This window comes from Planomicrobium stackebrandtii (genome assembly GCF_030814955.1).
GTDB classification, from domain to species: Bacteria; Bacillota; Bacilli; order Bacillales_A; family Planococcaceae; genus Planococcus; species Planococcus stackebrandtii.
In genome coordinates, this window is sequence record NZ_JAUSWB010000009.1 from 126,106 (window position 1) to 152,458 (window position 26,353).

Below are 26,353 nucleotides of genomic sequence, written 5' to 3' on the forward strand. Positions count from 1 at the left end.
CAGGAGTCTCCAGTAAAGTGCTCCATATCTTTCATGAATACAGTGATAAAATAGGCTTGGTTTCAATTCATTAAACCTCCTAACTGTGCTCAAAGCGGCCGGAGCGATTGTAGAAAGTGAACTTTATACAACAACTCAAATACTGTAAAAGGAGAGATATTTCATGACATTCAAACGCAAAAAGATTTCAGTAATCGGTTCTGGTTTTACAGGAGCTACAACGGCTTTCTTGTTGGCTCAAAAAGAATTGGGCGATGTGGTTATAGTGGATATTCCGCCGATGGAAAATCCGGCAAAAGGCAAAGCGTTGGATATGGCGGAGGCTGGTCCTGTCCAGGGGTTTGATGCCCGTGTAACAGGAACTTCAAATTATGAAGACACCAAAGACTCAGACCTGGTCATTATCACAGCAGGAATCGCACGCAAGCCAGGCATGAGCCGGGATGACTTGGTTCAAACCAACCAGAAAGTTATGAAAGCTGTTACGGCGGACATTGTGAAATATTCTCCTGATACGACAATCATCGTATTGACGAATCCGGTCGATGCCATGACTTATACCGTCTTCCAGGCATCCGGTTTTCCAAAAGAGCGTGTGATTGGGCAATCCGGCGTATTAGACTCTGCCCGGTTCCGGACGTTTGTCGCAGAAGAATTAGATGTATCGGTCAAAGATGTTACCGGATTCGTATTAGGTGGACATGGCGATGATATGGTCCCGCTTGTTCGTTATTCCTATGCAGGTGGCATTCCACTAGAGACCTTAATTGCCAAAGGACGCTTGGATGAAATTGTGGCGCGGACACGCAAAGGCGGAGCAGAGATCGTTAACCTTTTAGGAAATGGTTCAGCTTATTATGCGCCTGCAGCGTCACTCGTGGAAATGGCGGAGGCGATCATTAAAGATCAGCGCCGCATTTTGCCAGCCATCGCATATTTAGAAGGCGAGTATGGGTTAGACGGCATTTATCTAGGCGTGCCAACTATCCTGGGAGCAAAAGGGATTGAAAAGATTATAGAAATTAGCTTAAACGAAGAAGAGAAAGCCTTATTGAACCAATCGGCGGATTCAGTAAGAGCCGTCATGAAAGTGCTGGCTTAATTTATAATAGGGGCGAACAGGGAATTGTCCCTGTTCGTTTTTTTAATATCGCAGTTCCGTACTGTTTTACTGCTACCTTAGGCGCTTGCACTTTCATTGGCTAAATTGATACTATAGGAGTATCAAGAAAATGGAGGGATGTTGTTTGTTGCTTGGGAAAAAGCGGAAATTAGGCCGGACAGTGGAAGAAATCAAAATCGGCGAGAAACTGAAGCTGACGGAAAAAATTGAAGACAAAGATCTTCTTCTCTATCTGGGTTTGACAAATGACAGCAATCCGCTGTATATTCAACACGATTTTGCTTCGCAGACGGTTTTTGAAAAGCCTGTGGTGCCAACTATCATGTTGACGGGAATTCTTACCTCGGCGGTATCCAAGCATATACCGGGTCCCGGCTCTTATATCAACGGCCAGCAACTGAAATTTTTAAAGCCTGTCCATCATTATGCCACAATCGATTTTTTGTTGGAGGTTATCGAAGTGGATATCCGGCACAATGAAATAATCGTCAAAGTTGAGGGAATTGATGAAAATGGTGAAATCGCGCTACAAGGACAGATTACTGCTAACCCACTGCGGATTCTAGAAAATTGAACGGCTCGCGCAATTAATGTTTTTTAATGCGGTTTGAGATGGGGGTTTCAAACTGAGTGTGGAGGATGTAAAATGCTGAAGAAAATATTGATTATCGAAGATGAACATTCAATTGCAACCTTACTGTCCTATAATCTTGTTCAAGCAGGTTTTGAGACTATTATTGCCAATGATGGAAAGCAGGGTTATGACTTGGCTTTGAGTGAAAATCCATCATTGATTGTCCTGGATCTCATGCTGCCGTCGATGGACGGGGTAGAAGTCTGCAAATCACTGCGCCAGCAAAAAGTTAATACACCCATCATCATGTTAACAGCTAAAGGCGATGAATTTGATAAGGTATTGGGATTGGAACTGGGTGCGGATGATTACATGACCAAACCATTCAGCCCGCGGGAAGTTGTCGCACGCATCAAAGCTGTGTTGAGAAGAGCGAATAATGTTCCTACTCCTCAGCAGGATTCGTCTGCACCAATTTCTCTCGGCAAGTTGGATGTTTATCCTGATCGATTTGAAGTTTTCCTTAACAAAGAGCAGCTGGAGTTTACACCGAAAGAATTTGAATTGCTGGTGTATTTAATGGAAAATAAAAATCGGGTATTGACCCGGGATCAGCTGCTGAGCGCCGTGTGGAAATACGATTTCGCAGGGGACACGCGCATTGTCGATGTCCACATCAGCCATTTACGCGATAAGATAGAAGAAAATAGCCGAAAGCCGACGTTCATAAAAACCATTCGGGGACTGGGCTATAAATTCGAGGAGCCGAAAAGCTTATGAAGTCCTTTCGGCATCGCCTGCTGATCACCCTGCTGGTGTGGATCGGTATGATGCTGGCAGGTTTGTTCATTGTCGTGCATCAACTCCTGCCGATCTATGCGAATGCTGAAAATAAAACAGAGATTTGGCTGGTATTGTTTTTTGCATTTTTCCTTGCTCTTCTATTCTCAGCGATTGTCGGCAGCCGGATCATAGAAGTGAACATCAAACCGATCGAAAATGCTACGGAGACGGCGATGGAATTGGTCAAAGGGAATTACCGGGCGCGTGCATCGGAATCCAATGCTCAAGCCAGTGTTGAGTTGAGCCGGACCATCAATGTGTTGGCCCGCAACCTGCAGGAAATTACAGCAGTTCGGGTGATGGAGCAGGAACGGTTGAAAACCCTGATTGAAAATATGGGCAGCGCATTGATCATGATTGACAGGCAAGGGGCTGTTTCACTGGTCAATAAACCGTTTTTGGAAGAATTTGAGCTGTCTACAGAAAATACCCTGGGTAAATTCTATAAAGAAATCCACGTACCCTATGAACTGGAAGATTTTATCGAAAATGTCTTTATGACTGAAACGCATTCGCGTGCGCAAATTGAATTTATGTCAGGATTGAATTTGAAAAACCTGAATGTCTACGGAGCGCCTGTTATAGGAGAGCATCAGCGTTGGCTTGGAATCGTCATTGTTTTTCATGACATCACGGAACTGAAAAGGCTGGAGCAAATACGCAAAGATTTTGTAGCCAACGTGTCCCACGAACTTCGGACGCCGGTAACTTCTATTAAAGGTTTTTCGGAAACGCTGCTTGATGGCGCGTACAAAGATACAGATACGCTGCTATCATTTTTGGAAATTGTCCATACGGAAAGCAATCGACTGGAAATGCTCATTAACGATCTGCTCGATTTATCGAATGTAGAACAAAGCGGATTTGAAGTAAAAGCGCAGCCAACTGAAATGAAAGCTGTCATAAAGCGGGCTGTGGAAATGATTCAGCCAAAAATCAATGAGAAATCGATCGGGCTGAAACTCGAAATTAAACCTGTGACAGTTTATGGGGATGCGAATCGCCTAATACAAGTAATCATGAATCTGCTGATCAATGCAGTTACATATTCAGGAAACAACACAGAAATCACCATCCGGCTTTTTGTTAAGGATAATCAAGCTGTCATTCAAGTGGAAGATCAGGGAATCGGAATTGAAAGCTCAGAAATCGGCCGGTTATTTGAACGTTTTTACCGTGTCGATCGGGCCCGCAGCAGAAATTCAGGCGGCACTGGCCTTGGACTTTCGATTGTCAAACACTTAATCGAGGCTCATCATGGAAAAGTGGAAGTCGACAGCGCAGTAGGCGTCGGAACCACATTCACCATTTATTTGCCTTTAGCTAGTTAATTTAGGAGGAAAGTATGGAAACCAAACACCCATTTTTGCCAATTATAATCGGTACAGATATGAACGCATACAACATGGCCATCTCTTTTCACGAAGCATATGGCATCAAGCCGATTTTAGTCGGTAAAGAAAATTTATCATTTACTTCACTGAGCACAATCACCGAAACCATTGAACTGCGTTCCGGTCTTGCTGAAGATGCCCAATTTGCTGATATTTTGATTGATATTGCCCGTAAATACAGAGCTCCTGGAAAAACCCTCTTGCTGATCGGTACAAATGATCTTTATGTTCGCCTCATTATTGAAAATGCTAAGATTCTGCGTGAACATTACGTCTTTAATTACATCAATGAAGATCTAATGAATCAGCTGCAGGTCAAATCAAATTTCTACGAGTTGTGCAAAGTGCACGGCATCGAAACACCGACCACCTTCTTCTATGACTGCAATTCAGCAGCACCTTTTGAAGAAGAGATGATGTTCCCGGTTATCATCAAGCCAAGCAACGGCATTGAATACACCAGAAACAAGTTTGAAGGGCAGCAAAAAGTCTACAAAGTCGAAAGCCCGAAAGAGATGCACACAGTAATCCAGCAAATCAAAGGGGGCGGCTACCGCGACGAATTGATCATCCAGGATTATATTCCGGGAGACGATACCTTTATGTGGGATTCGGTTATTTATGCGAATTCAAAAGGAAAAACGCAGCTGGTGACTTTTGCTCAAGTGGTCCTGCAGGAGCATACGGTAACAGCGATAGGCAATTATACGGCTTTGATCACACGTTTCGACAAAGATATGATGGTCAAGCTGCAAAATTTCCTGGAAGCTGTCGGCTATAACGGATTTGCGAACTTCGATTTAAAATACGATGCACGCGATAATAAGTTTAAAGTGTTTGAAGTGAACATTCGCCAAGGCCGTTCGAGCTATTATGTCACGGCGCTTGGGCACAATATGGCAGAGTATTTTGTTGACGATCTCATTTACCAGACCGATAAACCTGTGACCTATTTAAATGAAGACTTTTTGTTTACAGTCGTACCGAAAGCGGTCCTGCGAAATTTTGTCAACAACAAAGCAGTGCTCAAAGACATCAAGCGTTTGATTAAAAAAGGCCAATACGGCAATCCGCTGTTCTATAAACAGGACAAGCACCTCAAGCGCAAAGTTTATCTCTTGGCACGTCAGGTGAACTATTATAAAAAATATAAAAACAATCAATGGTAAATTTACAGAAGCTTAACACCAGCTTCATACTCGGATGTTAAGGTTTAATAGAACCCCCTTCAACCGCATGATTTGAAAAAGAGTCCCTTCCCCGGGCTCTTTTTCTTTTTTTATGAAACTATTTCACTATTATTCCGTATTATGGATAATAAGGAAAAGGGGGACGTATCATGACGACTAAAAAATTATTGGCAGTGATTGGTTTGTCTATTGCCGGGATTCTTCTGCTCATTGCAGTTTTCACTTCCTGGTATACAGTAGACGAATCGGAACAGGCAGTCATTGTCACATTCGGTGTAGCCAATGAAACCGTTACAGAAGCCGGTTTGCATTTTAAGATGCCGTGGCCAATACAAAGAGCGGAAATCCTTTCTAAAGAAACCTATAGCCTGCAATTCGGTTATAACCAGAATGAAGAAGGCGAGATCGTAGCCTTTGATAAGGAAACCAAAATGATTACTGGAGATGAAAATATCGTCCTCACCGATCTGGTGGTCCAATGGAAAATCACAGATCCTAAAAAATACCTGTTCAATGCAGAAGCCCCGCAGGATATTTTGCACGACGCCACATCAGCATCTATCCGCTCCATCATTGGCAGTTCGTTGATCGATGATGCGCTGACTTCCGGAAAAGCGGAAATTGAAGCTGAAACGCGCGATTTGCTTGCTTCGCTGATTGATAAATACGATATCGGCATTACGGTCCTGGCTGTCAAACTGCAGGATGTGGAATTGCCAAACGAAGAAGTGCGGGCGGCATTCACGAATGTAACCGATGCCCGGGAAACGATGAATACCAAAATCAACGAAGCCAGAAAATACGAAAACCAGAAGCGCAATGAAGCGCTAGGTGAGAAAGCAGCCATCAATTCACGTGCCGAGGGCGAGAAAGTATCCCGTGTCCAACAGGCGACAGGAGATGTCGCACTTTTTGACAAGCTTTACGTGGAATATGAAACCAATCCAGAAGTCACCAAGCAGCGAATTATTATGGAAACACTAGAATCGGTTCTACCGAACGCCAAATTGTACATCATGAACGACGAAGGCGGCACCATGAAATATTTACCGCTTGACGGCATGCAGACAGCCGTTCCTCCAGCGGTAGAAGAGGAAGCGACAGATGAAGAAGGGGGCGGCAACTGATGGAACCGAATAAACCCTTAGAAGAAGTGAAGAAATACAATCCATACGAAAAGCCGAAAAAGAAAAAAGAGCCGAAAGATCCCATCGACTTCAAGAAATACTGGAAACTGATCGTCGGACTGGTTGTCGCCTTTGTCTTGCTGCTTATCGTCTTGACGAGTGTTTACGTGGTCAAGGAAAATGAATACCGCGTAGTCCGTCAATTTGGTGAAGTGGTGAAAATCCAGGAGGAACCCGGCATCAAAATGAAAATTCCGTTCGTTCAAAGCGTGACAACCTTGCCCAACTACCAAATGACTTACGATGTATCAGAAGCCGAAATCAACACAAAAGACAAAAAGCGCATCATTATCGACAATTACGCCGTCTGGCATGTTGTAAACCCGCTTGATCTCATTTCCAATGCCGGGACAATTGTCAATGCAGAGTCGCGGATGGAAGAGTTCATCTATTCCGTCGTTCGGACAGAGCTTGGGCAGTTAGATTATGACGAAATCATCAATGATGAAAATTCCTCGCGAGGCAGTTTGAACGATACGGTCACGGCAAAAGTGAATGAGTTGCTGGAGAAAGACCAATACGGCATCCAGGTGATGGATGTTCGGATGAAGCGGACCGACTTGCCGGAAGAAAATGAGCAATCCGTCTATACACGAATGATTTCCGAGCGTGATTCTACAGCTCAGGACTATCTGTCGCAGGGAGATGCCAAAAAACGCGAAATCGAAGCACAGGCTGACCGTGAAGCACAGGAAGTTATTGCGACTGCCCGGAAAGAAGCTGCATTGATCCAGGCCGAAGGTGAATCGGAAGCTGCGATTATCTACAACGCATCCTTCTCGAAAGACCCGGAATTTTACGAACTTTACCGTTCTTTGGAATCCTATAAGAAAACAATTGGGGATGATACGGTCATTATTTTGCCGTCTGATTCACCATATGCGGATATCCTGTCCGGTAATTTCGAATAAGGCTGCGGCCGTCATTTCTCTTCTATTTGCCTGCGTGGTAAAATAAAGGGAATGACGGCTTTTTTTATGGAGAGGGGTAATTTTGTGGCAAAGAAAATACTTTTATTAGATGGGAACAGTTTGGCGTATCGGGCGTTTTTTGCCTTGCCGCTGCTGACCAATGAAAACGGCATCCACACGAATGCTGTATACGGATTTACCATGATGCTTCAAAGAATATTGGAAGAAGAAAAACCTACGCACATGATTGTGGCTTTCGATGCGGGGAAAACCACGTTCCGCCACAAAACATTCAGTGAATATAAAGGCGGACGACAGAAAACGCCGCCTGAACTGTCGGAACAATTTCCTTATTTGAAAAAACTGATCGATGCGTATCGGATCAAACGCTACGAATTGGAAAATTACGAAGCGGATGATATTATCGGGACGTTGAGCCTGGAAGCCGAGCGGGAAGGCGACGAAGTCGTGGTCATTTCAGGAGATAAAGATTTGACGCAATTGGCTTCGCCTTCGACAACTGTATATATCACGCGCAAAGGCATTACCGATATTGAAAAATACACAGTCGAGCACATTAAAGAGAAATACGGACTGACTCCCGACCAGATTATCGATATGAAAGGCCTGATGGGCGATGCCTCCGACAATATTCCGGGTGTTCCCGGCGTAGGTGAAAAAACAGCGCTGAAACTATTGGCAGCACACGGTTCAGTTGAAGGGGTTTACGCGGCCATTGGGCAGCAAAAAGGCAAGATGAAAGAAAAGCTGGTTGCCAATGAAGACCTTGCCTATATCTCCAAACAGCTGGCTACAATCGAACGCAATGCGCCAATTGAAATCAAAATTGAAGAATTGAGCTATGACGGACCAGACCAGGACGAATTAGTGAAAGTGTGGAACGAATTGGCGTTTAAATCGCTATTAGAGAAGATGGAGTACACGGCAGAAGAAACCGTCAAAGAAGAATTGACGTTCGAAGTGGTGACAAGCATTGATCCATCTATACTGAAAGATGAGATGGCAGTCCATTTGGAATTGTACGATGAACATTATCATAGCTGCGATTTGCTTGGGGTTTCTTTGGCGACTGAGACAGAAACCTATGTGATTCCCATGGATGTTGTTGAGCATTCAGAGGCATTCCGTGCGTGGTTTAAAGATCCGTCGAAGAAAAAGTTTATGGCAGATTCCAAAGCAGCGACAGCAGCTTTCCTGCGCTGCGGCATTGAACTAAAAGGTGTAGACTTCGACTTGATGCTGGGGGCATATATCGTTAATCCATCATTGACCTACACGGATATGGCGAGCATCGTCCAGGAATACGGCTATACAGATGTGTCGACAAACGAGCAGATTTATGGCAAAGGTGCGAAAAAGAAAGTGCCGGAAGATGTTATTCTCCACGAGCACATTGCCAGAAAAGCGCGGACCATTTGGAAAGTGCGCCCATTGGTCATGGAAAAACTCGAAGAAAACGAACAGTTTGATTTGTACGATAAACTGGAGCTTCCGTTAGCGACAGTGCTTGGACAGATGGAATCGCTCGGCGTGATGGTCGACCGCAACCAATTATCGGAAATGGGCAAGGAATTGTCCCATAAACTCGAAAAAATCGAGACGGATATATACAGCCTGGCGGGACAGGAATTCAATATCAATTCGCCCAAGCAATTGGGGGTAGTATTGTTTGAAAACCTGGGATTGCCGCCTTTAAAGAAAACTAAAACGGGCTATTCCACAGCAGCCGATGTTCTGGAAAAATTGGAAGGGCAGCATGAAATCATTTCGCATATCCTGTTGTACCGCCAGTTAGGCAAACTGTTGTCCACTTATATAGAAGGCTTATTGAAGGAAATCCACAAGGATGGAAAAGTTCATACCCGTTTCCAGCAGGCCCTAACAACGACCGGCCGGCTTAGTTCGACAAACCCGAACTTGCAGAACATCCCGGTGCGCCTCGAAGAAGGCCGTAAAATCCGTAAAGCCTTTGTCCCATCAGAACCTGGCTGGGTGATGGTTGCGGCCGATTATTCCCAGATCGAGTTGCGCGTCCTGGCGGATATGTCGGAAGACGAGCGCCTCGTCCAGGCCTTTAAAGACGACCGTGATATCCATACGACAACAGCGAGTGATGTGTTCCACGTCCCTGCAGAAGAAGTGACTGGAGATATGCGGCGCGCTGCAAAAGCCGTTAACTTTGGAATTGTCTATGGCATCAGCGATTACGGTTTGTCGCAAAACTTGAATATTACCCGCAAAGAGGCAGCTGCATTTATCGATCGTTATTTTGCCAGCTTCCCGGGCGTTAAAACCTATATGACCACCATCGTGGCGGATGCCAAACGCGATGGCTTTGTTACGACTTTGATGAATCGCCGGCGCTATTTGCCGGACATCACCAGCTCCAACTTTAACTTGCGCAGCTTTGCAGAGCGTACAGCGATGAATACGCCGATTCAGGGCAGCGCAGCAGACATCATCAAAAAAGCGATGATTGATATGGATGCAGCCCTTGAGCGCGAGGACATGCAGACGCGCATGCTGCTGCAAGTGCACGATGAATTGATTTTCGAGGCACCGCCCGATGAATTGGATAAATTGATGAAGTTGGTGCCCGAGGTGATGGAGAATGCAGTGAAGCTGAGCGTTCCATTAAAAGTGGACATCGCACATGGCGACACCTGGTACGATACTAAATGACAGGAGGGCACCGATATGCCTGAACTTCCAGAAGTGGAAGGTGTCGTTCGGCAGATCCGCCCCGTGTCCATTGGGAAAAAAATTGAGGCAGTAGCGGTTTCAGATACCATCCGCGTGTCGAAAACAAATGGCAAGGAAGCGATCATCAAGCGGATGGAAGCCGACCGGTTTATCGAAAGTTTGGTCGGTGCACAAATCATCCGCGTCGAACGGCGCAGCAAATATATTTACTTTACATTACGAAATGAGAAAGAGTTTTTGCTGGTCAATCATTTAGGGATGTCTGGAGCCTGGTTTTATGTTGACCAGCTCCAGTCTATTCCCGAGGATAAATTCCGGCGCCATGTCCATGTCGTGTTGACCTTAAGCGACGGCAACCTACTGGCATTTTCCGATATTCGGCGTTTTGGGGAAATGCGGATATTGCGTGAGGAAGGGGATTTTCCGCCTTTGCTGCTGATGGCGCCAGAGCCTTTCGAAGCAGTGGCGCTTGATCATTTTTTGGTAATGGCAGAAAGTCCAAAATACAAGAACAAGGCAATCAAGGAAGTGATCATGGATGGGCAGATTATTTCCGGCTGCGGCAATATTTATGCAACAGAAGCGCTTTTTAAAATGAAAATCCATCCAAAGCGGTCAGCCGGGCGCATCAGCAAAAAACGCAAAGTGGAATTATTCGAAACGGTCGTCGCGATTTTGCTGGAAAGCATCGAAGCAGGCGGCAGCACAATATCCGATTACCGCAATATCAATGGCGAATCGGGCAGCATGCAAAACCGTTTTGGCATGTATGGGAAAAAGCATTGCGTAATTTGCGGCACCGCAACAAAAACCTTGAAAATCGGCGGGCGGGCATCGGTATATTGCCCGACTTGCCAGAAATGAGGATGGACGATGATCATTGGACTGACAGGCAGTATTGCCAGTGGAAAAAGTACAGTATCCGGAATGTTGAAAAATTTAGGCTATCCAATCGTTGATGCTGATCTTGTGGCGCGGCTTGTTGTAGAACCCGGTTCCGATACCCTGTCGCAAATTGTGCAGGCGTTCGGGCCAGAAGTGATCCAAGAAGATGGGACAATGGACCGCGCCAAGGTCGGATCGATCATCTTTAATGATCCGGCAAGCCGCAAAATCCTCAACGATATCATACATCCCGCCATCCGAAAGGAAATGCTGCGGCAGCGCGAGGAATTTATAGCGCAGGGATTCAAAACGATCATCATGGATATTCCGCTGTTATTCGAGAGCCGCCTGCAGCATTTGGTGGACAAAATTCTGGTCGTCAGTGTGACCGAAGAAAATCAATTCGACCGATTAGTAGAGCGCAATGGCTTTACTGAACAGGAGGCACGGGCACGCATCGGTTCCCAATTGCCGATGTCGGTAAAAGAAGATGGGGCAGACGCTGTGATCTACAACAACGGCACACTGGATGAAACAAAAAAACAGTTAAACCGAATTTTGGACACCTGGCAGGCGAGCATCGAAAAAGAATAAAAGATATCCTGGTTTTAAGGTTCTCTAAATTGTTAATTGTGTTATACTATATAAGAAATTAAAAAGATAAGTATAACTTAATTATAAACGGAGGACTCCTACATGACAGTTTCTATTGCAATTAACGGATTTGGCCGTATTGGCCGTATGGTTTTCAGACAGGCGATACTGATGGATGACGTCACAATTACGGCAGTCAATGCCACTTATCCAGCTGAAACCCTTGCGCATTTGATTAAGTATGACACAAATCACGGCACCTTCGCAGGTGACGTATCTTCAGAAGAAGATGCATTAATTGTTAACGGGAAACGAATTCAATTGGTTAGTGAACGTGATCCATTGAATCTGCCATGGAAAGAACTGGGCATTGACATTGTCATTGAAGCAACTGGAAAATTCAATTCCCGCGATAAAGCGGCTTTGCATTTGGAAGCGGGAGCTAAAAAAGTGATTTTGACAGCACCTGGCAAAAAAGAAGATATCACAATTGTTATGGGCGTCAACGAAGACAAGCTAAATATCGAAAAGCATGACATCATCTCCAACGCCAGCTGCACAACAAATTGCCTGGCGCCGGTCGTAAAAGTGCTGCATGACAAATTCGGCATTGAAAACGGCTTGATGACAACAATCCATTCCTACACGAATGACCAGCAAAACTTGGATAATCCGCATAAAGACCTTCGCCGAGCACGTGCATGTGCCCAATCGATCATTCCAACTTCCACGGGCGCTGCGAAAGCGCTATCATTGGTGATTCCAGAACTTCAGGGAAAATTGCATGGCATGGCATTGCGGGTACCGACACCAAATGTATCGCTGGTTGACCTGGTGGTGGATTTGGAATCGGATGTGACGATTGCGGAAGTCAACCAGGCTTTTGAAGAAGCATCGGAAAATGGCATGGAAGGTATTTTAAGCCTGACAATGGAGCCGCTGGTGTCTGTTGATTTCAACAGCAACCCAAATTCTGCCATAGTTGATGGGTTATCGACCATGGTGATTGGCAAACGCAAAGTAAAAGTTCTGGCATGGTATGACAACGAATGGGGATATTCAGCGCGCGTCATTGATCTGACAAAAAAAGTCGCAAATGCTTTGGTGCTGGTATCTAAATAAGGCTATTCACCCCGTTTCTCCAGTTCAAAATGGAGAAGCGGTTTTTTTTTATGGAAAATTTACTGAAAAAAAATCAGGATTAATAAGATATTATTATTGCATTTACAATAAATACGTTTTATACTATGAATCGTAGTTGAAAAACAGCTACCACTTCTGAATTTCCATCGTGCATTTCGGAATTAGGAGCGTAAGATTTTTTATTCACATGACTGCTTAAAGGGTTAGGACCTCTTTGGACTAACTTTCCCCCGTGGTAGTCAACTTTGAATATTTTGCGCAAAAAACAAAATGATATCAAAGGGGGAAAACGAACCATGGAAACAATGGGACGTCACGTAATTGCAGAACTTTGGCAGTGTGATTTTGACAAATTAAACGATATGGATTTTATCGAACAAACTTTTGTTGATGCAGCACTCAAATCCGGAGCTGAAGTAAGAGAGGTAGCTTTTCATAAATTCGCGCCACAAGGTGTCAGCGGAGTTGTGATCATTTCTGAATCTCACTTAACTATCCACAGTTTCCCGGAACACGGCTACGCCAGTGTAGATGTTTACACTTGCGGCGACTTAGATCCAACAGTAGCAGCAAAGTATATCGCAGAAGCGCTAGGGTCAACCTCAAGCGAGCTTGTCGAAATTCCGCGCGGTATGGGTCCAGTCAGTGTTGGAAAATCCAAAGTTTCAGTAACAGCATAATCCATTTAACAAAAAACACGAAAGCAGAGGATAAATTCCTCTGCTTTTTCTATTTTCCCGATGGTTTTTTGTTATACTAGATACACTAGATAGAGAAGTTAGGGAGATGTCAAAATGAAATGTCCAGCTTGCCAACATAACGGCACACGTGTTGTCGATTCGCGGCCGATAGATGAAATGAAATCAATCAGAAGGCGCAGAGAATGTGAATCGTGCGGATATCGCTTTACCACTTTTGAAAAAGTGGAAGAGATGCCGCTGATCGTCGTCAAAAAAGATGGCTCACGTGAAGAGTTCAGCCGTGAAAAAGTTTTGCGCGGATTAATTCGCGCCTGTGAGAAGCGGCCGGTTTCTCTTGAAGCATTGGAAGAAGTGGTCTTTACGATCGAAAAAGACCTTCGCCGGGCGGGCAACCCGGAAGTGAAATCCGAAGAAGTCGGTGAGTTGGTCATGAACCGGCTGGCAGCAATTGATGAAGTGGCCTATGTCCGCTTTGCATCTGTCTATCGCCAGTTTAAAGACATTACCGTTTTTATCGACGAACTGAAGGATTTGCTGAACAAAAGTCCGGAAGACAAGAAAATCGACTAAGGCGGTGACTTATGACTGCATATTATAAAGAATTGCAGCCTGGCGACCCTTATCGAATCCGTCTGCCTTATCCATTTTCGAACTACGACCGGCAGCTTCTGACGCTGCTGTATCAGCCGATGATTGGCGCTGAAGCCACCGCGTTTTATTTGACGCTTTGGGCTGAAGGAGAAGCTTCCGGTGATGAGGCGACCCATTACACTTTAATGAACACATTGGGAAACCCCATTTCGAAGATTTTTGAAGCAAGGATTCAACTGGAAGCGATCGGGCTGTTGAAAACCTATCGGAAAGACGATGGCAACCGCTGCTTTATTTATGAACTATGTCCTCCATTGGATCCCAAAACCTTTTTTATGGATCCGTTGTTGTCGATGTTCCTGTTCAGCAAAATTGGGGAGCCCTCCTATCGCAGGGTTCGTGACCGTTTTCTGATCCACTCTGAAGTTCCGGACGATTTTAAAGAAGTGTCACGGACTTTCACGGATATTTTTCAGCCGGTCCACGCGAAAGCCGGCTATCCATCGGCGAAGCAGGACTTGCAGGAACGGAAGCAAGGCGCCTATGAAGCCGATGCAGAATTCGATTTTGCTATGCTGCGCCAAGGACTTTCTGAGCAGCTGGTACCGAAACGCGTGCTGACGGCCACCATCAGGGACTTTATTTCCAAACTGGCCTATTTATATAGTTGGGGACCATTGGAAATGCAAAAAGTGATCTTATTGGCAATCGAAGACGATTATAATTTAACGGTAGAAGGCCTGAAAAAATCGGCATCCGAATATTACAAACTGACGGTTTCAACAACGGCGCCGCAGCTTGTGCAAGTCCAAAAAGAAGAGCCAAAAGCGACAGAAGATGTGCCAAAAACGAAACAGGATGAATTGCTGATTTATTTGGAGACGGCGCCGCCGATCCAAGTGCTGCGGGATATCGCCAACGGCAACGAGCCGTTGCCGGCGGATGTGCAGCTGGCCAACCAGCTGGTTGTCACCCATGGCATGAAGCCGGCAGTCGTCAATGTCCTGCTTCATTATGTCCTGCTGCGCACCGATATGAAACTGACCAAAGCTTATGTGGAAAAAATTGCTTCGCATTGGCTGCGGAAAAATGTAACAACCGCTAAAGAAGCGATGGAGCTGGCGCGTGTTGAGCACACGCAATATATGAAATGGAAGTCGGAAGGATCACCTACGACTGTGGCTAAACCGTTTACAAGCAACGGAAACCGCAAACCGGTGCGTGAAGAAAAGCTGCCGGAATGGTTCCATAAAAAAAATGATGCACCCGCCGCCAAAGCAGAACCGAGAAACGAAAGCCTGGAAGTGGAAAAGCAAAAACTTCTCGCAAAACTTGCGCTGAAGAAAGGAAAAGGTGGTTAAATGGAACCGATACGCGAAACCTTAAAACGTGTGGTCAATGCGCCTGCTTTTTCTGAGCGGTACAGTGAGATGCGCAAAGAAGTGCTGGAACATCCAGGAGTCCAAAAATTCCTGGGAAATCATGCTGATGAAATTAACGCACCTACCATCGATAGAGGCCTTGGGAAACTGTACGAATATATCGATCAATCCCATGACTGCAATAAATGCCCGAGCTTTGGTGCTTGCATCAACCACCTGAAAGGCTTTGAGCCCAATTTGGTGTTAGAGCGCGGAACCATTGGCATTTCCTATACGAAATGCCGCCTGAAAGAAGCGAGTGACAACAAACGCCATGCATCTTCATTAATTCACAGCATGTATATGCCAAAAGAAGTCATGCAAGCGACAATCGACGGATTTGACCTGGATGACAGCCGCATGGAAGCGTTCCGCGCAGTCGGTGAATTTCTGGATCAAGCAACCGGACCCGATAACTTGCCGGAAAAAGGTTTGTATCTATATGGACAATTCGGTATCGGCAAGTCTTATTTGCTGAGTGCTGTCGCCAATGAACTGGCTGAGATCAATGTCAAATCAGTGCTGGTGTTCGTCCCGGAATTTATGCGGGAAATGAAGCAGGCAATCGGTGACCAGACGCTGCAGGAAAAAGTCGATTACGTCAAAAAGGCGGATGTGCTGATGCTTGACGACATTGGGGCTGAAGCAATGTCGAGTTGGACGCGTGACGAAGTGCTGGGTACAATTCTCCATTACCGGATGTCTGAGAAGTTGCCGACATTTATGTCGTCAAATTTCAGCTATTCCGAGCTGGAGTATCACCTAACCTACTCGCAGCGCGGCGAGAAAGAAGATTTGAAAGCTGCACGCATCATGGAACGGATTCGGGCTCTGACCAAACCGGTCAAACTTGACGGTCGCAACCGCCGAAATTAACCGCAAGTCTATTGCATTATCCAGTATTTCGGTTTATAGTAAAAACAATCGAACCAAGATTTTACATGCCTTGACAAGGACATGAGCGGATTTGTACGACTTTCAGAGAGAGAAGCCCTGGCTGCAAGCTTCTTAAGTACCGGCAATCCCGCTTACCGCCTTCGAGCAGCAGCTGTGAACAGTCTCCTTAGTAGCAGCTGACGGAACCGGCCCGTTAGCCGATGCAGAGCTTCGTTTAAAACGGATAGTCCGTTTTGGATAGAAGAAGGGTGGAACCGCGAGCTAAAGCTTCGTCCCTTTGGGATGGGGCTTTTTTGTGTTTAAAAAAGGAAATGCCAGGCCAGACCCTGTGGCACGGGCATTTTCATCAGATTTAACTAAAAGGAGAGATTGGCATGGCAGACATGATTCAACTAAAATTCCCTGATGGAGCAGTAAAAGAGTTTGAACAGGGCACAACTACTGAAGAAATTGCACAATCAATCAGCCCGGGTTTACGCAAAAAAGCGTTGGCCGGCAAAGTAGGCGGCCAACTGTTCGACTTGCGAGCACCTTTAAAAGAAGATGGGGAAATTGCCATCATCACTCCTGAATCCGACGAAGCATTGGAAGTATTGCGCCATAGCACTGCGCATTTATTGGCACAAGCGATCAAACGGATGTATCCGGATGCCAAACTTGGAGTTGGTCCGGTTATCGAAAACGGCTTTTATTATGACATCGATACAGAATCAGCGATCACTTCAGAAGATTTGCCGCTGATTGAAAAAGAAATGAAGCAAATCATCAACGAAAACGTCGAGATCATTCGCCACGACGTAACACGTGCAGAAGCGCAGAAACGATTTGCGGCAATTGAGGATCCATACAAATTGGAACTGCTTGAAGCGATCCCGGAGGATGACCAAGTATCGATTTATGAGCAGGGCGACTTTTTTGACCTTTGCCGGGGAATTCATGTACCGTCGACTGGAAAATTGAAAGAGTTTAAATTATTGAGTGTGGCCGGTGCTTATTGGAGAGGGAACAGCGACAACAAAATGCTTCAGCGCATCTACGGAACTGCCTTTTTCAAAAAAGAAGATTTGAAAGCCCATCTTGAAATGCTGGAAGAAGCAAAAGAACGCGACCACCGTAAAATCGGAAAAGAATTGAATTTATTCATGAACTCCCAAAAGGTTGGCCAAGGCTTGCCAATGTGGCTGCCAAAAGGTGCGACAATCCGCCGCATCATCGAACGCTATATCGTCGACAAAGAAGAGCGTTTGGGCTACGACCATGTATACACTCCGGTAATGGGCAGTGTAGAATTGTACAAGACTAGCGGACACTGGGATCATTACCAGGAAGACATGTTCCCGGTTATGAAAATGGACAACGAAGAACTGGTCTTGCGTCCGATGAACTGCCCGCACCATATGATGATTTTCAAACAAGGCATTCATTCGTATCGCCAGTTGCCGATCCGCATTGCGGAGCTTGGATTGATGCACCGCTATGAAATGTCAGGCGCATTATCAGGGCTGCAGCGTGTCCGTGGGATGACGTTGAATGACGCTCACATCTTTGTCCGTCCCGATCAGATCAAAGATGAATTCAAGCGTGTTGTTAATTTGGTGGTTGAAGTGTATAAAGATTTCGACATCAAAGATTATTCGTTCCGTTTGTCTTACCGTGATCCAGCAGATAAAGAAAAATACTTTGATGATGACGCCATGTGGAACCGTGCTCAGGCGATGCTGAAAGAAGCGATGGATGAGCTGGAAATCGATTATACAGAAGTTGAAGGCGAAGCCGCATTCTACGGACCGAAAGTGGATGTCCAGGTGAAAACAGCTCTTGGCAAAGAAGAGACACTGTCGACTGTCCAGCTTGATTTCCTTTTGCCGGAACGTTTTGATTTGTCGTATATCGGCGAAGACGGCAAACAGCACCGCCCGGTCGTTATTCACCGCGGGGTTGTTTCGACAATGGAGCGCTTTGTTGCGTTCCTGATCGAAGAATACAAAGGAGCTTTCCCGACTTGGCTTGCACCAGTGCAAGTGGAATTGATTCCGGTTTCGCTTGACGCGCACAGTGTTTATACAAAAGAGCTGCAGGAAAAACTGCAATCTCATAAAATCCGTGTTGATATTGACGAGCGCGACGAAAAGCTTGGCTATAAGATCCGTGAAGCACAAATGCAAAAAGTGCCATACATGCTGGTCATCGGTGATAAGGAACTGGAAGACGGTTCTGTCAATGTCCGGAAATACGGTGAACAGAAGTCCGAAAGCATGCCTTTTGAAGACTTCGTCAAACTGGTCCACAGCGAACTTCGCTAGAACGGTTGACAGTCACTAGGCCACGTGATATTATGAATAAGGTTATAGAATACTTATATGTGCAAGCAGGAGCACCCGCTTCTCACCTGATCGACCGATTGTTGGCAGGTATACACGATTGACTTTTACATGCAGAAAGAAGCATGTTGTCATATTTGCGGGTGGACCTCTGTGGTCCATCCGCTTTTGTTTTGATCGGAACCCTGTAAACCGGTTCGGCCGGTTCACACATTTAAGCTATTCGCGACACTATCCGGAGGTGGATTACTATTAGCAAAGACATTAATGTAAATGAAGGTATTCGTGCACGTGAGTTGCGAGTTATTGATCAGAACGGTGAACAACTTGGCATCAAAACGCGTAACGAAGCACTTGAAATTGCAGCTCGTGTCAACTTGGATCTTGTTCTTGTGGCTCCTCAAGCTAAGCCGCCGGTTGCTCGTATCATGGACCATGGTAAGTTCAAGTTTGAGCAACAGAAGAAAGATCGTGAAATCCGTAAAAATCAGAAAGTGATTATCGTCAAAGAAGTACGCTTAAGCCCTTCAATTGACGATCACGATTTCAACACGAAACTTCGCAATGCAATCAAGTTCCTTGAAAAAGGCGACAAAGTGAAAGCTTCTATTCGTTTTAAAGGCCGTGCGATTACGCATAAAGAAATCGGACAACGTGTTCTTGAACGTTTCGCAGAAGCGTGCAAAGAAGTTGCAACGGTTGAACAGCGCCCTAAAATGGATGGCCGCAGCATGTTCTTGATGCTTGCACCAGTCAACGAAAAAGAATAAGAGATCATTGTTTAGGAGGAATTCGAAATGCCGAAAATGAAAAGCCATAGCGGTGCGTCAAAACGTTTCAAAAAAACGGGTACTGGTAAAGTAAGACGCAACAGCTCACACACTAGCCACTTATTTGCAAACAAATCTACTAAGCAAAAGCGTAAACTTCGCAAAGGGAAACTTGTTTCTTCAGGCGACTTGAAACGCATCAAGTCATTAATCTATAACATGAAATAAGAAAAGCATAAGCGTCCGTATAGATTGGGCGGGCATTAGACGAAGAGGCACAGCCGTGCATTTATCTAATAATCCCGATGATCTGGGTGCTTAAGTTTAGACATGCAACAAAAAATCGAATTTTATATATTCAGCAGGAGGTAATGTGATATGCCACGCGTAAAAGGTGGAACAGTGACGCGCCAGCGTCGTAAAAAGGTCATTAAATTAGCAAAAGGTTATTATGGTGCAAAGCACATCCTTTTCAAAGTAGCAAACCAACAGGTGATGAAGTCAGGTAACTATGCTTACCGTGACCGTCGCAACAAAAAACGTGATTTCCGCAGACTTTGGATCACACGTATCAACGCAGCAGCTCGCTTGAACGACATTTCATACAGCCGTCTTATGCACGGATTGAAAGTTGCAGGCATCGACATCAACCGCAAAATGCTAGCTGAAATCGCTGTATCTGATGCAGCTGCATTCACAGCATTGGTTGACCAAGCTAAAAACGCAGTAACTAAGTAATAAAAGCATAAGCGCCTGTTTGTTGCAGTTCATAGACATCACACAACTAGAAAGCTGCAATGCTCAGGCGTTTAGCGAAAAACAAAAAGACTGACGATTTTTCGTCAGTCTTTTTTTATGGAGGAAAAACCTATGTTTTTAATTATCTTCGGCTATTTTGCAATTTTGACCGTCATGGCATTTATCATGATGAAAGTCGATAAACATCAGGCACAGCACCGGGGTCAGCGAATTCCCGAAAAAAACTTGTGGACTGTAGCAATATTCGGTGGCGGCATCGGCGCCTACCTTGGCATGATGGCATTTCGACACAAAACCAAACATACCAATTTCCGCATCGGTTTTTTGGTGCTCGCGATGCTCGATATTGGGATCCTCATTTGGAGTTACCAGAATTTCTTTGGTGTTTAAACGTTAAGTTTGCTCCTCTTGTTTCATTAAGCGTTCTATCGGATTTTTCCAGTTGATGCGCGCCTCCGGATAATTCATCCCAATTTCCTTTTCGAGAAAGTGAAAATCTTCTTTCGTGAAGCCCTGCAATTGATCTGGTTTTTCCACCCAGACAAAAATAGTGACAACTTCGAAAGAGTTTTTGGTGGTACCCAGGTATTTTTCGCCTTCGAATAGTACGCCGCGAAGCGCAATAAAAAAGTTTTTTTGAACATTTTTTACGTCATCGAGAAAATAATAAGTTCCCGATTCAAGTGCGGCATCCAATTTCCTTTTAGGATCTACGATATAGCGGATCAATCGGTAAAATAAGTAGATGATCAATGCCAATACAATGAGGCGTATGAGAAAAGCCATTTGAATTACCCCCTAAGTTACATAGTCCTACTGATATCTATACGAGTGAAAAGTAGTTTGGTTTCAAGATTTATTCTAATAAAAGGAGAGATTTTTATGAAGTTGCAGGAATTGTTCGAAATGCAGGCAGAATTGGATCGTTTTATTCAATCAAACCAGGGGATCAGTGAAGATGTTTTTCGCAGAAAAGGCCTAGCTCTGTTAGTAGAATTAGCGGAACTTGCGAACGAAACACGCTGTTTCAAGTTTTGGAGCACGAAAGGCCCGTCCGAACGTTCAGTCATTCTGGAGGAATATGTTGATTCAATCCATTTTTTGCTGTCGCTTGGCATCGAAAAAAAGTTGGACACATTGGAAGCATGGCCGGAAGCAATTGCTGAAAAAGATTTGACGGAGCTGTTCCTGCTGACACAAAAAGCGATTCAGGAGTTTCTTGAAGATTTTTCAATGTCGAACTATGTGGATATTTGGAGCTGCTATGGCGGACTGGCACTGGCATTGGAGTTCAGCTATGATGAGGTGCTCGAGGCTTACATTCAAAAAAACAAGACCAACTTTGATCGGCAGCACAATGGCTACTGATAAACGAATGTTTTGATAATTATCCGGTATTCTATTATACTGAGTGAGCGATAAACTATTTAGGAGGTCGAAGTAATGACGAATTTGGATGAAACACAATTGATGTTGAAAGAATTGACAGATGCGAACGGCATTCCAGGAAACGAGCGCCAATCGCGTGAAGTCATGAAAAAATACATAGCACCATTTGCCGATTCGGTTGAAACGGACGGTTTAGGAAGCTTAATTGCAAAAAAAGAAGGTTTGGCTGACGGACCGAAGATCATGGTGGCTGGCCATTTGGACGAAGTCGGATTCATGATTTCCCAAATCGATGACAAAGGATTTTTGAAGTTCCAAACAGTAGGCGGCTGGTGGTCGCAAGTCATGCTGGCGCAGCGAGTGACAATCACAACGCGCAGCGGCAAGAAAATTACAGGTGTGATCGGTTCGAAACCGCCGCATATCCTGTCACCGGAAGCGCGCAAGAAACCCGTTGAAATTAAAGACATGTTCATTGATATCGGTGCATCGTCACGTGAAGAAGCGAAATCATGGGGAGTCACACCAGGCGATATGGTCACACCATATTTCGAATTCACCGTGATGAACAACGAAAAACTATTAATGGCAAAAGCCTGGGATAACCGCATCGGCTGTGCGATTGCTATCGATGTTTTAAAAGGACTGAAAGGCGTCGACCATCCGAACGTTGTGTACGGAGTAGGTACGGTTCAGGAAGAAATCGGCTTGCGGGGTGCCAAGACGGCAACGGCTCAAATTCAACCGGATATCGGTTTTGCAGTGGACGTTGGCATTGCCGGCGATACACCGGGAATCACCAGCAAAGAGTCGAACAGCAAAATGGGCGACGGACCGCAATTGCTGCTGTTCGATGCTTCGATGATTTCGCATCGCGGCTTGCGCGAGTTGGTTGTAGATACAGCTGAAGAAGCTGGCATTCCGTATCAATTCGAAACGATTGCGGGCGGCGGAACGGACGCTGGATCTATCCATCTGACAGCAAACGGCGTTCCTGCCCTGGCGATCGGCGTTGCGACACGCTATATCCATTCGCACGCAGGCATCCTGCATCGTGACGATTACGAAAACGCAGTAAAGCTGATTATTGAAGTGATTAAGAAGCTCGACAAAGACACGGTCACGCGCATTACATTCGAATAAATTTGGAACCCTTTCGCTTTTTGTGAAAGGGTTTTTTAGTGTTTCATACGATTCTGCAAACAACCCGTTGTATTATGCAAATAAAGTTCGTTATTCCGCAAACAAAATGAGATATCCCGCAAACAAAGCGATGTATTCCGCAAACAAAGTCCTGTATTCCGCAAACAAGCACTTGAACTTTCGCTTTTCGCTGGCGAAAAGCATCCGTTCAAGTTTTTGGTTATTAAAGAACTTGGAAAATCGATAGAGATCAAATAAAAATATTACGGAAAGAAGAATCGCGTAATGCTATACTCTAGTTATTCTGTAAGGAGGTGCTCAATGAGTAAAAAAGAGATTGTTTTGCTGTCAGAAACGGAGTCGCTGGAAAGATTGTTATACCGGCTGCCCGAAAATCATCCGAAACGCCAATTTCTTCAAGTCGAATTGTACAGAGCGTCAGCTGGAAGCCGGGGAGAAGATCGACTCGCCCGGAAGTTGGTTGAATTCCATCCGGAAGAAAACCATCGGTATCTGCGTAATATTTGCTTGTCGTTCGGCGAGTGGAAGGTTCAGATGGATGGGTTGTTGCTGACAGAACGCGGTGTGATAATTATTGAGTCCAAAAACATCAGCGGCCAACTTCATTTCGATAATCATACAGGTGAATTCTGGAGAATCGATTTGGAAGGCGTACGAACTGTCATGGAAAATCCGACGAGCCAATTAAATAAGCATATTCGTTTTCTTGAAAAATTTTTAAATCAGCACAAAATTGAATTGCCAGTAGATGGCATCGTTGTTTTTACGTCCAAACAATGTGAGTTTAGTAGTAAGCCAGCAACTCATAATGTCTGTAAAACTTATCAACTTATCGATCATCTATTTGCCATACTCCAGAGTTTTCCCCCAAAAACGGCGCACCAAAATTTAACCAAAATCGATAAACTCCTTCGGAAATTTCATACCCCTTATAAACGACAACCCTTATGTCAGCTCTACTTAATTGATTCCAATGAATTGCAAACTGGAATCCTTTGTGTAACTTGTAAAATGCATACGATGGTGAAGAAATCTAAAGTAGGATGGAAGTGTGAAAAGTGTGAAACGATGGATTCGTCTGCTTTTCAACAAACCATCCAAGAATACTTTTCGTTGATTCATACTCAGCTCAGCAATCGGCAGCTTCGGCAATTTTGCAACCTGGACTCTCCTTATACCGCTTCCCGGCTATTGGCGACACTCGATCTTGAAAATACTGGCTCATTGCGTAACCGGACATATCGATTAAAGAATAACTAGCTTTTCGCCTTTGGTGAAAAGCTTTTTTTAGTGTTCTGCAAACAAACTGCGGCATTGCGCAAATAAAGTCCGGTATTCCGCAAACAAACCATTACATCCCGCAAACAACGAATGCTATTCCGCAAACAACCATAGTTTTTCCGCAAACAAAAGTGTGAAACCCTAACTACTCAATAAAACATGTTAACTATACTTGACCTAATGTTAAGTATAATGTACATTATGTTATATAAACCGAACATTTAATTAGAAAGGATGAAGCGGATGCTCAAGAATCGGGTTAAAGAACTACGAGCTCGCTACGGCTTGACGCAGAGCGATTTGGGTAAGCAAGTTGACGTTACGCGCCAGACGATCGCGTTTATTGAAAAAGGGGAATTTTCCCCCTCGATTACGCTGGCGTTGAAGCTTGCAAAGTCGCTTCAGACAAATGTCAACGAACTATTTTGGCTGGAGGAGGATGGCAATGAAAAATGATTTTCGCTTGCAGTATCCGTTGTGGATGATGGGATTTATAGTAGTATTGGGAATGTTTGCGTACGGCATTAGTTCTCCCGTAACTGAAATAGTCAACACAGATACCGAACAAAGCATTATGATTGAACTGGAACCAGTTGCCGGATTTATCGTGGTCGGTACAGCTGTACTTTATGTGGCAATGCTGGCAACTTTCATTTTTCAGCTATTGCGCCATAATAGAAAAAATCCAACTCAAAAAGTTTCTCCTTTCTCCATCCGTCCGCTTGAATACTTGGAGCAGGATGAAGGAATGACGTATATCACACGAAAAGCCTCTCAAAAGGTTTACACATTCATGTCATGGAGTTTGCCGCTGCTGGCAGTCTTTGCGATGGTCACCCCGTTGCCGCGCCTGTTTATCGTATGGGGAATTCTGCTGGTAGCCCTTATCCAATACGTGATTTATTATGTAGAAATCCGAAAGCATTTTAAGGAGGAAGTTGAATGATCTATGAATATTTTCTTGTCTTTTTAGGGGCCGCTATTCCGTGGCTGGAAATTGCATTGGTAATTCCATTGGGCATTGTCTGGGGACTATCTCCGTTATGGGTAATTGTGGTCGCTTTTGTCGGCAACATGTTGACAGTGCTGGCATTGATTATCGGCTTTGACCGCTTTCAACTTTGGTACAACAAACGCCAGGAAGCGAAAGGCAAAACCGTTTCGAAAAAAAGCGAACGCGCCAAACAGATTTGGAACAAATACGGATTGCCTGGCCTCGCCATGCTCGGCCCGATTTTGATCGGAACGCATATTGCAGCATTTATCGGAATGACGCTAGGCGCGACCAAAAAGAACACAACTGTCTGGCTGACAATCAGCATAGCGGTTTGGTCGTTGGCATTCGGTGTATTGACGGCGCTCGGTTTTGATTTCTTCACGAGGGAAATCTAAGCTGCGTCCAGACTCCAGCGTCCAGCCCCTCGGGTCGCTTCAGCCTTTCCAGCAATGGCAAAAGACGCCATTACCGTAAAGGCTTCCAGCGCTTGTCGGGGCTAGATGGGCGCTTCCGCTTTTCTGTATGCTATACTGGAACTACTCTGAAATAAAGGCGTGATCCTGTAATGAAAAGAATTGAATCAAACCAAAACTCACTCGTCAAGCATTGGAAAAAGCTTGGAACGACCCGGAAAGAGCGCGACAAGTTTGCGGAATTCCTGGTGGAAGGCTTTCATTTGACGGAAGAGGCCCTAAAGAAAAAAGAGCTTATCAAATCATTGATCGTCCGTGAAGGGGTAGACATTCCCGCAGACTGGGACGTTGACGGGGTTCCTCAATATTCCGTAACGGCCGGAGTGGCCAAGGAGATTTCGGAAACCGAGCATACCCAAGGGATTTTCGCTCATTGCGCACAACCTGAGTTTACGGAAGACGAACAAAAGACGTGGACCAAGCTGCTGATGATTGATGCAGTCCAAGATCCCGGCAACATCGGTACAATGATCCGAACAGCATCAGCGAGCGGGATTGATGCCGTCATCTTGGGAAAAGGCTGTGCAGATCCATTTAATCCAAAAACGGTCCGCTCGGCTCAAGGATCGCATTTCCAGATTCCTGTCGTTAAAGGGGAGCTGATCGACTGGACCGCTCAGGCGAAAGCAAGCGGCATCCAAATTTTCGGAACGGCGCTGCAAAACTCGACGCCGGTTCACGAAGCCCAGACACACGAGCAATTTGCATTGATTGTCGGCAATGAAGGCAGCGGCGTCGATCCGGTCTTGTTGCAGCAAACAGACCAGAATTTGATGGTGCCACTTTATGGCAGTGCAGAATCGCTGAATGTGGCAGTGGCTACAGGTATTCTCCTATACAGCTTGGTGCCGAAAAACTAAGTTTGATAAAAATCGTGAACTTTCGTATAATAAAGAAGTAAATAAGTAAAAGCGAAGAACGGGAAAAGTATGTTGCGCCCTTACATTACAGAGATTCCGCACCTTGACTGGAAGTGTGGATATGTAAACGCCTCAGAAGTTCACCCCGCGAGCTGCCTGAC

General features: G+C 45.0%; 28 protein-coding genes and 2 other annotated features (1 of these 30 cut by a window edge). Of the genes, 27 read left to right on the plus strand and 1 reads right to left on the minus strand.

The genetic code is table 11. The features are described from left to right. Window positions 1-163 precede the first annotated feature (163 nt). The 20 genes from mdh (at window position 164) to QOZ98_RS16755 (ending at window position 20,418) form a co-directional block, all read left to right on the plus strand. Window positions 164-1,102 carry a malate dehydrogenase gene (gene mdh, locus QOZ98_RS16660; RefSeq protein WP_308788444.1) on the plus strand — a complete coding sequence of 313 codons (939 nt, stop codon included), beginning with the start codon at window positions 164-166 and terminating at the stop codon, window positions 1,100-1,102. A gap of 145 nt (window positions 1,103-1,247) precedes the next feature. Next, entirely contained in the window at window positions 1,248-1,697 is a 450-nt protein-coding gene (locus QOZ98_RS16665; RefSeq protein ID WP_308788478.1) for a MaoC/PaaZ C-terminal domain-containing protein, read from the plus strand. A gap of 72 nt (window positions 1,698-1,769) precedes the next feature. Further along, complete coding sequence (locus QOZ98_RS16670) at window positions 1,770-2,477, plus strand: response regulator transcription factor (protein WP_142827643.1); 708 nt, start codon at window positions 1,770-1,772, stop codon at window positions 2,475-2,477. Further along, window positions 2,474-3,871 (plus strand): two-component system histidine kinase PnpS, encoded by a 1,398-nt coding sequence (gene pnpS, locus QOZ98_RS16675; RefSeq protein ID WP_308788445.1) that lies wholly within the window; start codon window positions 2,474-2,476, stop codon window positions 3,869-3,871. The genes QOZ98_RS16670 and pnpS overlap by 4 nt, the downstream gene beginning before the upstream one ends. A 14-nt stretch (window positions 3,872-3,885) precedes the next feature. Next, the gene (locus QOZ98_RS16680) at window positions 3,886-5,103 is read left to right on the plus strand and encodes a carboxylate--amine ligase (RefSeq protein WP_308788446.1); all 1,218 of its coding nucleotides are present in this window, start codon (window positions 3,886-3,888) and stop codon (window positions 5,101-5,103) included. Between the two features lie 170 nt (window positions 5,104-5,273). Then, window positions 5,274-6,251 (plus strand): FtsH protease activity modulator HflK, encoded by a 978-nt coding sequence (gene hflK, locus QOZ98_RS16685; protein WP_308788447.1) that lies wholly within the window; start codon window positions 5,274-5,276, stop codon window positions 6,249-6,251. After that, window positions 6,251-7,222, plus strand: a complete 972-nt coding sequence (hflC, locus tag QOZ98_RS16690) for a protease modulator HflC (RefSeq protein WP_308788448.1) — start codon at window positions 6,251-6,253, stop codon at window positions 7,220-7,222. The genes hflK and hflC overlap by 1 nt, the downstream gene beginning before the upstream one ends. Window positions 7,223-7,288: 66 nt before the next feature. Continuing rightward, window positions 7,289-9,925: a DNA polymerase I gene (gene polA / locus QOZ98_RS16695; protein WP_308788449.1), complete on the plus strand. Its 2,637-nt coding sequence runs from the start codon at window positions 7,289-7,291 to the stop codon at window positions 9,923-9,925. 15 nt (window positions 9,926-9,940) lie between these two features. Beyond that, window positions 9,941-10,810 carry a bifunctional DNA-formamidopyrimidine glycosylase/DNA-(apurinic or apyrimidinic site) lyase gene (gene mutM, locus QOZ98_RS16700; RefSeq protein ID WP_308788450.1) on the plus strand — a complete coding sequence of 290 codons (870 nt, stop codon included), beginning with the start codon at window positions 9,941-9,943 and terminating at the stop codon, window positions 10,808-10,810. A 9-nt stretch (window positions 10,811-10,819) separates the two neighbouring features. After that, window positions 10,820-11,425 (plus strand): dephospho-CoA kinase, encoded by a 606-nt coding sequence (coaE, locus tag QOZ98_RS16705; RefSeq protein WP_308788451.1) that lies wholly within the window; start codon window positions 10,820-10,822, stop codon window positions 11,423-11,425. Between the two features lie 102 nt (window positions 11,426-11,527). Beyond that, a complete protein-coding gene (locus QOZ98_RS16710) occupies window positions 11,528-12,547 on the plus strand; it encodes a glyceraldehyde-3-phosphate dehydrogenase (protein ID WP_308788452.1) in 1,020 nt (339 codons plus the stop codon). Between the two features lie 317 nt (window positions 12,548-12,864). Continuing rightward, window positions 12,865-13,248: an adenosylmethionine decarboxylase gene (gene speD / locus QOZ98_RS16715; protein WP_308788453.1), complete on the plus strand. Its 384-nt coding sequence runs from the start codon at window positions 12,865-12,867 to the stop codon at window positions 13,246-13,248. A gap of 114 nt (window positions 13,249-13,362) precedes the next feature. Continuing rightward, window positions 13,363-13,839: a transcriptional regulator NrdR gene (nrdR, locus tag QOZ98_RS16720; protein ID WP_006831136.1), complete on the plus strand. Its 477-nt coding sequence runs from the start codon at window positions 13,363-13,365 to the stop codon at window positions 13,837-13,839. Between the two features lie 11 nt (window positions 13,840-13,850). Continuing rightward, entirely contained in the window at window positions 13,851-15,221 is a 1,371-nt protein-coding gene (locus QOZ98_RS16725; RefSeq protein ID WP_308788454.1) for a replication initiation and membrane attachment family protein, read from the plus strand. Then, a complete protein-coding gene (gene dnaI, locus QOZ98_RS16730) occupies window positions 15,222-16,157 on the plus strand; it encodes a primosomal protein DnaI (RefSeq protein WP_308788455.1) in 936 nt (311 codons plus the stop codon). Window positions 16,158-16,552: 395 nt separating this feature from the next. Beyond that, the gene (gene thrS / locus QOZ98_RS16735; RefSeq protein WP_308788456.1) at window positions 16,553-18,481 is read left to right on the plus strand and encodes a threonine--tRNA ligase; all 1,929 of its coding nucleotides are present in this window, start codon (window positions 16,553-16,555) and stop codon (window positions 18,479-18,481) included. Window positions 18,482-18,538: 57 nt separating this feature from the next. Continuing rightward, window positions 18,539-18,679: a sequence feature (ribosomal protein L20 leader region), on the plus strand. Between the two features lie 83 nt (window positions 18,680-18,762). Then, the gene (gene infC, locus QOZ98_RS16740) at window positions 18,763-19,269 is read left to right on the plus strand and encodes a translation initiation factor IF-3 (RefSeq protein ID WP_215098906.1); all 507 of its coding nucleotides are present in this window, start codon (window positions 18,763-18,765) and stop codon (window positions 19,267-19,269) included. 27 nt (window positions 19,270-19,296) lie between these two features. After that, window positions 19,297-19,497, plus strand: a complete 201-nt coding sequence (gene rpmI / locus QOZ98_RS16745) for a 50S ribosomal protein L35 (protein ID WP_006831131.1) — start codon at window positions 19,297-19,299, stop codon at window positions 19,495-19,497. Between the two features lie 150 nt (window positions 19,498-19,647). After that, window positions 19,648-20,007: a 50S ribosomal protein L20 gene (gene rplT / locus QOZ98_RS16750; RefSeq protein ID WP_142827656.1), complete on the plus strand. Its 360-nt coding sequence runs from the start codon at window positions 19,648-19,650 to the stop codon at window positions 20,005-20,007. Between the two features lie 132 nt (window positions 20,008-20,139). Then, window positions 20,140-20,418, plus strand: a complete 279-nt coding sequence (locus QOZ98_RS16755) for a DUF1294 domain-containing protein (RefSeq protein WP_308788457.1) — start codon at window positions 20,140-20,142, stop codon at window positions 20,416-20,418. A 3-nt stretch (window positions 20,419-20,421) separates the two neighbouring features. Here QOZ98_RS16755 and QOZ98_RS16760 read toward each other — a convergent pair whose 3' ends face one another. Next, window positions 20,422-20,814 (minus strand): sigma-w pathway protein ysdB, encoded by a 393-nt coding sequence (locus tag QOZ98_RS16760; protein WP_308788458.1) that lies wholly within the window; start codon window positions 20,812-20,814, stop codon window positions 20,422-20,424. A 96-nt stretch (window positions 20,815-20,910) separates the two neighbouring features. On the opposite strand from QOZ98_RS16760, the gene QOZ98_RS16765 reads away from it, so the two are divergent. The 7 genes from QOZ98_RS16765 to QOZ98_RS16795 all read left to right on the plus strand — a co-directional run bounded on the left by QOZ98_RS16765 (window position 20,911) and on the right by QOZ98_RS16795 (window position 26,192). Continuing rightward, window positions 20,911-21,396: a dUTP diphosphatase gene (locus tag QOZ98_RS16765; RefSeq protein WP_308788459.1), complete on the plus strand. Its 486-nt coding sequence runs from the start codon at window positions 20,911-20,913 to the stop codon at window positions 21,394-21,396. Between the two features lie 75 nt (window positions 21,397-21,471). After that, window positions 21,472-22,560 (plus strand): M42 family metallopeptidase, encoded by a 1,089-nt coding sequence (locus QOZ98_RS16770; protein ID WP_308788460.1) that lies wholly within the window; start codon window positions 21,472-21,474, stop codon window positions 22,558-22,560. A 321-nt stretch (window positions 22,561-22,881) separates the two neighbouring features. Further along, window positions 22,882-23,841: a nuclease-related domain-containing protein gene (locus QOZ98_RS16775; RefSeq protein ID WP_308788461.1), complete on the plus strand. Its 960-nt coding sequence runs from the start codon at window positions 22,882-22,884 to the stop codon at window positions 23,839-23,841. Window positions 23,842-24,105: 264 nt separating this feature from the next. Continuing rightward, a complete protein-coding gene (locus QOZ98_RS16780) occupies window positions 24,106-24,318 on the plus strand; it encodes a helix-turn-helix transcriptional regulator (RefSeq protein ID WP_142827661.1) in 213 nt (70 codons plus the stop codon). Beyond that, a complete protein-coding gene (locus QOZ98_RS16785; protein ID WP_308788462.1) occupies window positions 24,308-24,808 on the plus strand; it encodes a hypothetical protein in 501 nt (166 codons plus the stop codon). The genes QOZ98_RS16780 and QOZ98_RS16785 overlap by 11 nt, the downstream gene beginning before the upstream one ends. Next, the gene (locus QOZ98_RS16790) at window positions 24,805-25,254 is read left to right on the plus strand and encodes a small multi-drug export protein (protein ID WP_142827663.1); all 450 of its coding nucleotides are present in this window, start codon (window positions 24,805-24,807) and stop codon (window positions 25,252-25,254) included. Before QOZ98_RS16785 ends, QOZ98_RS16790 begins: the two co-directional genes overlap by 4 nt. 170 nt (window positions 25,255-25,424) lie before the next feature. Then, entirely contained in the window at window positions 25,425-26,192 is a 768-nt protein-coding gene (locus QOZ98_RS16795) for a TrmH family RNA methyltransferase (RefSeq protein WP_308788463.1), read from the plus strand. Window positions 26,193-26,237: 45 nt separating this feature from the next. Further along, window positions 26,238-26,353 (plus strand) — a binding site (T-box leader); it runs 112 nt beyond the window's last position.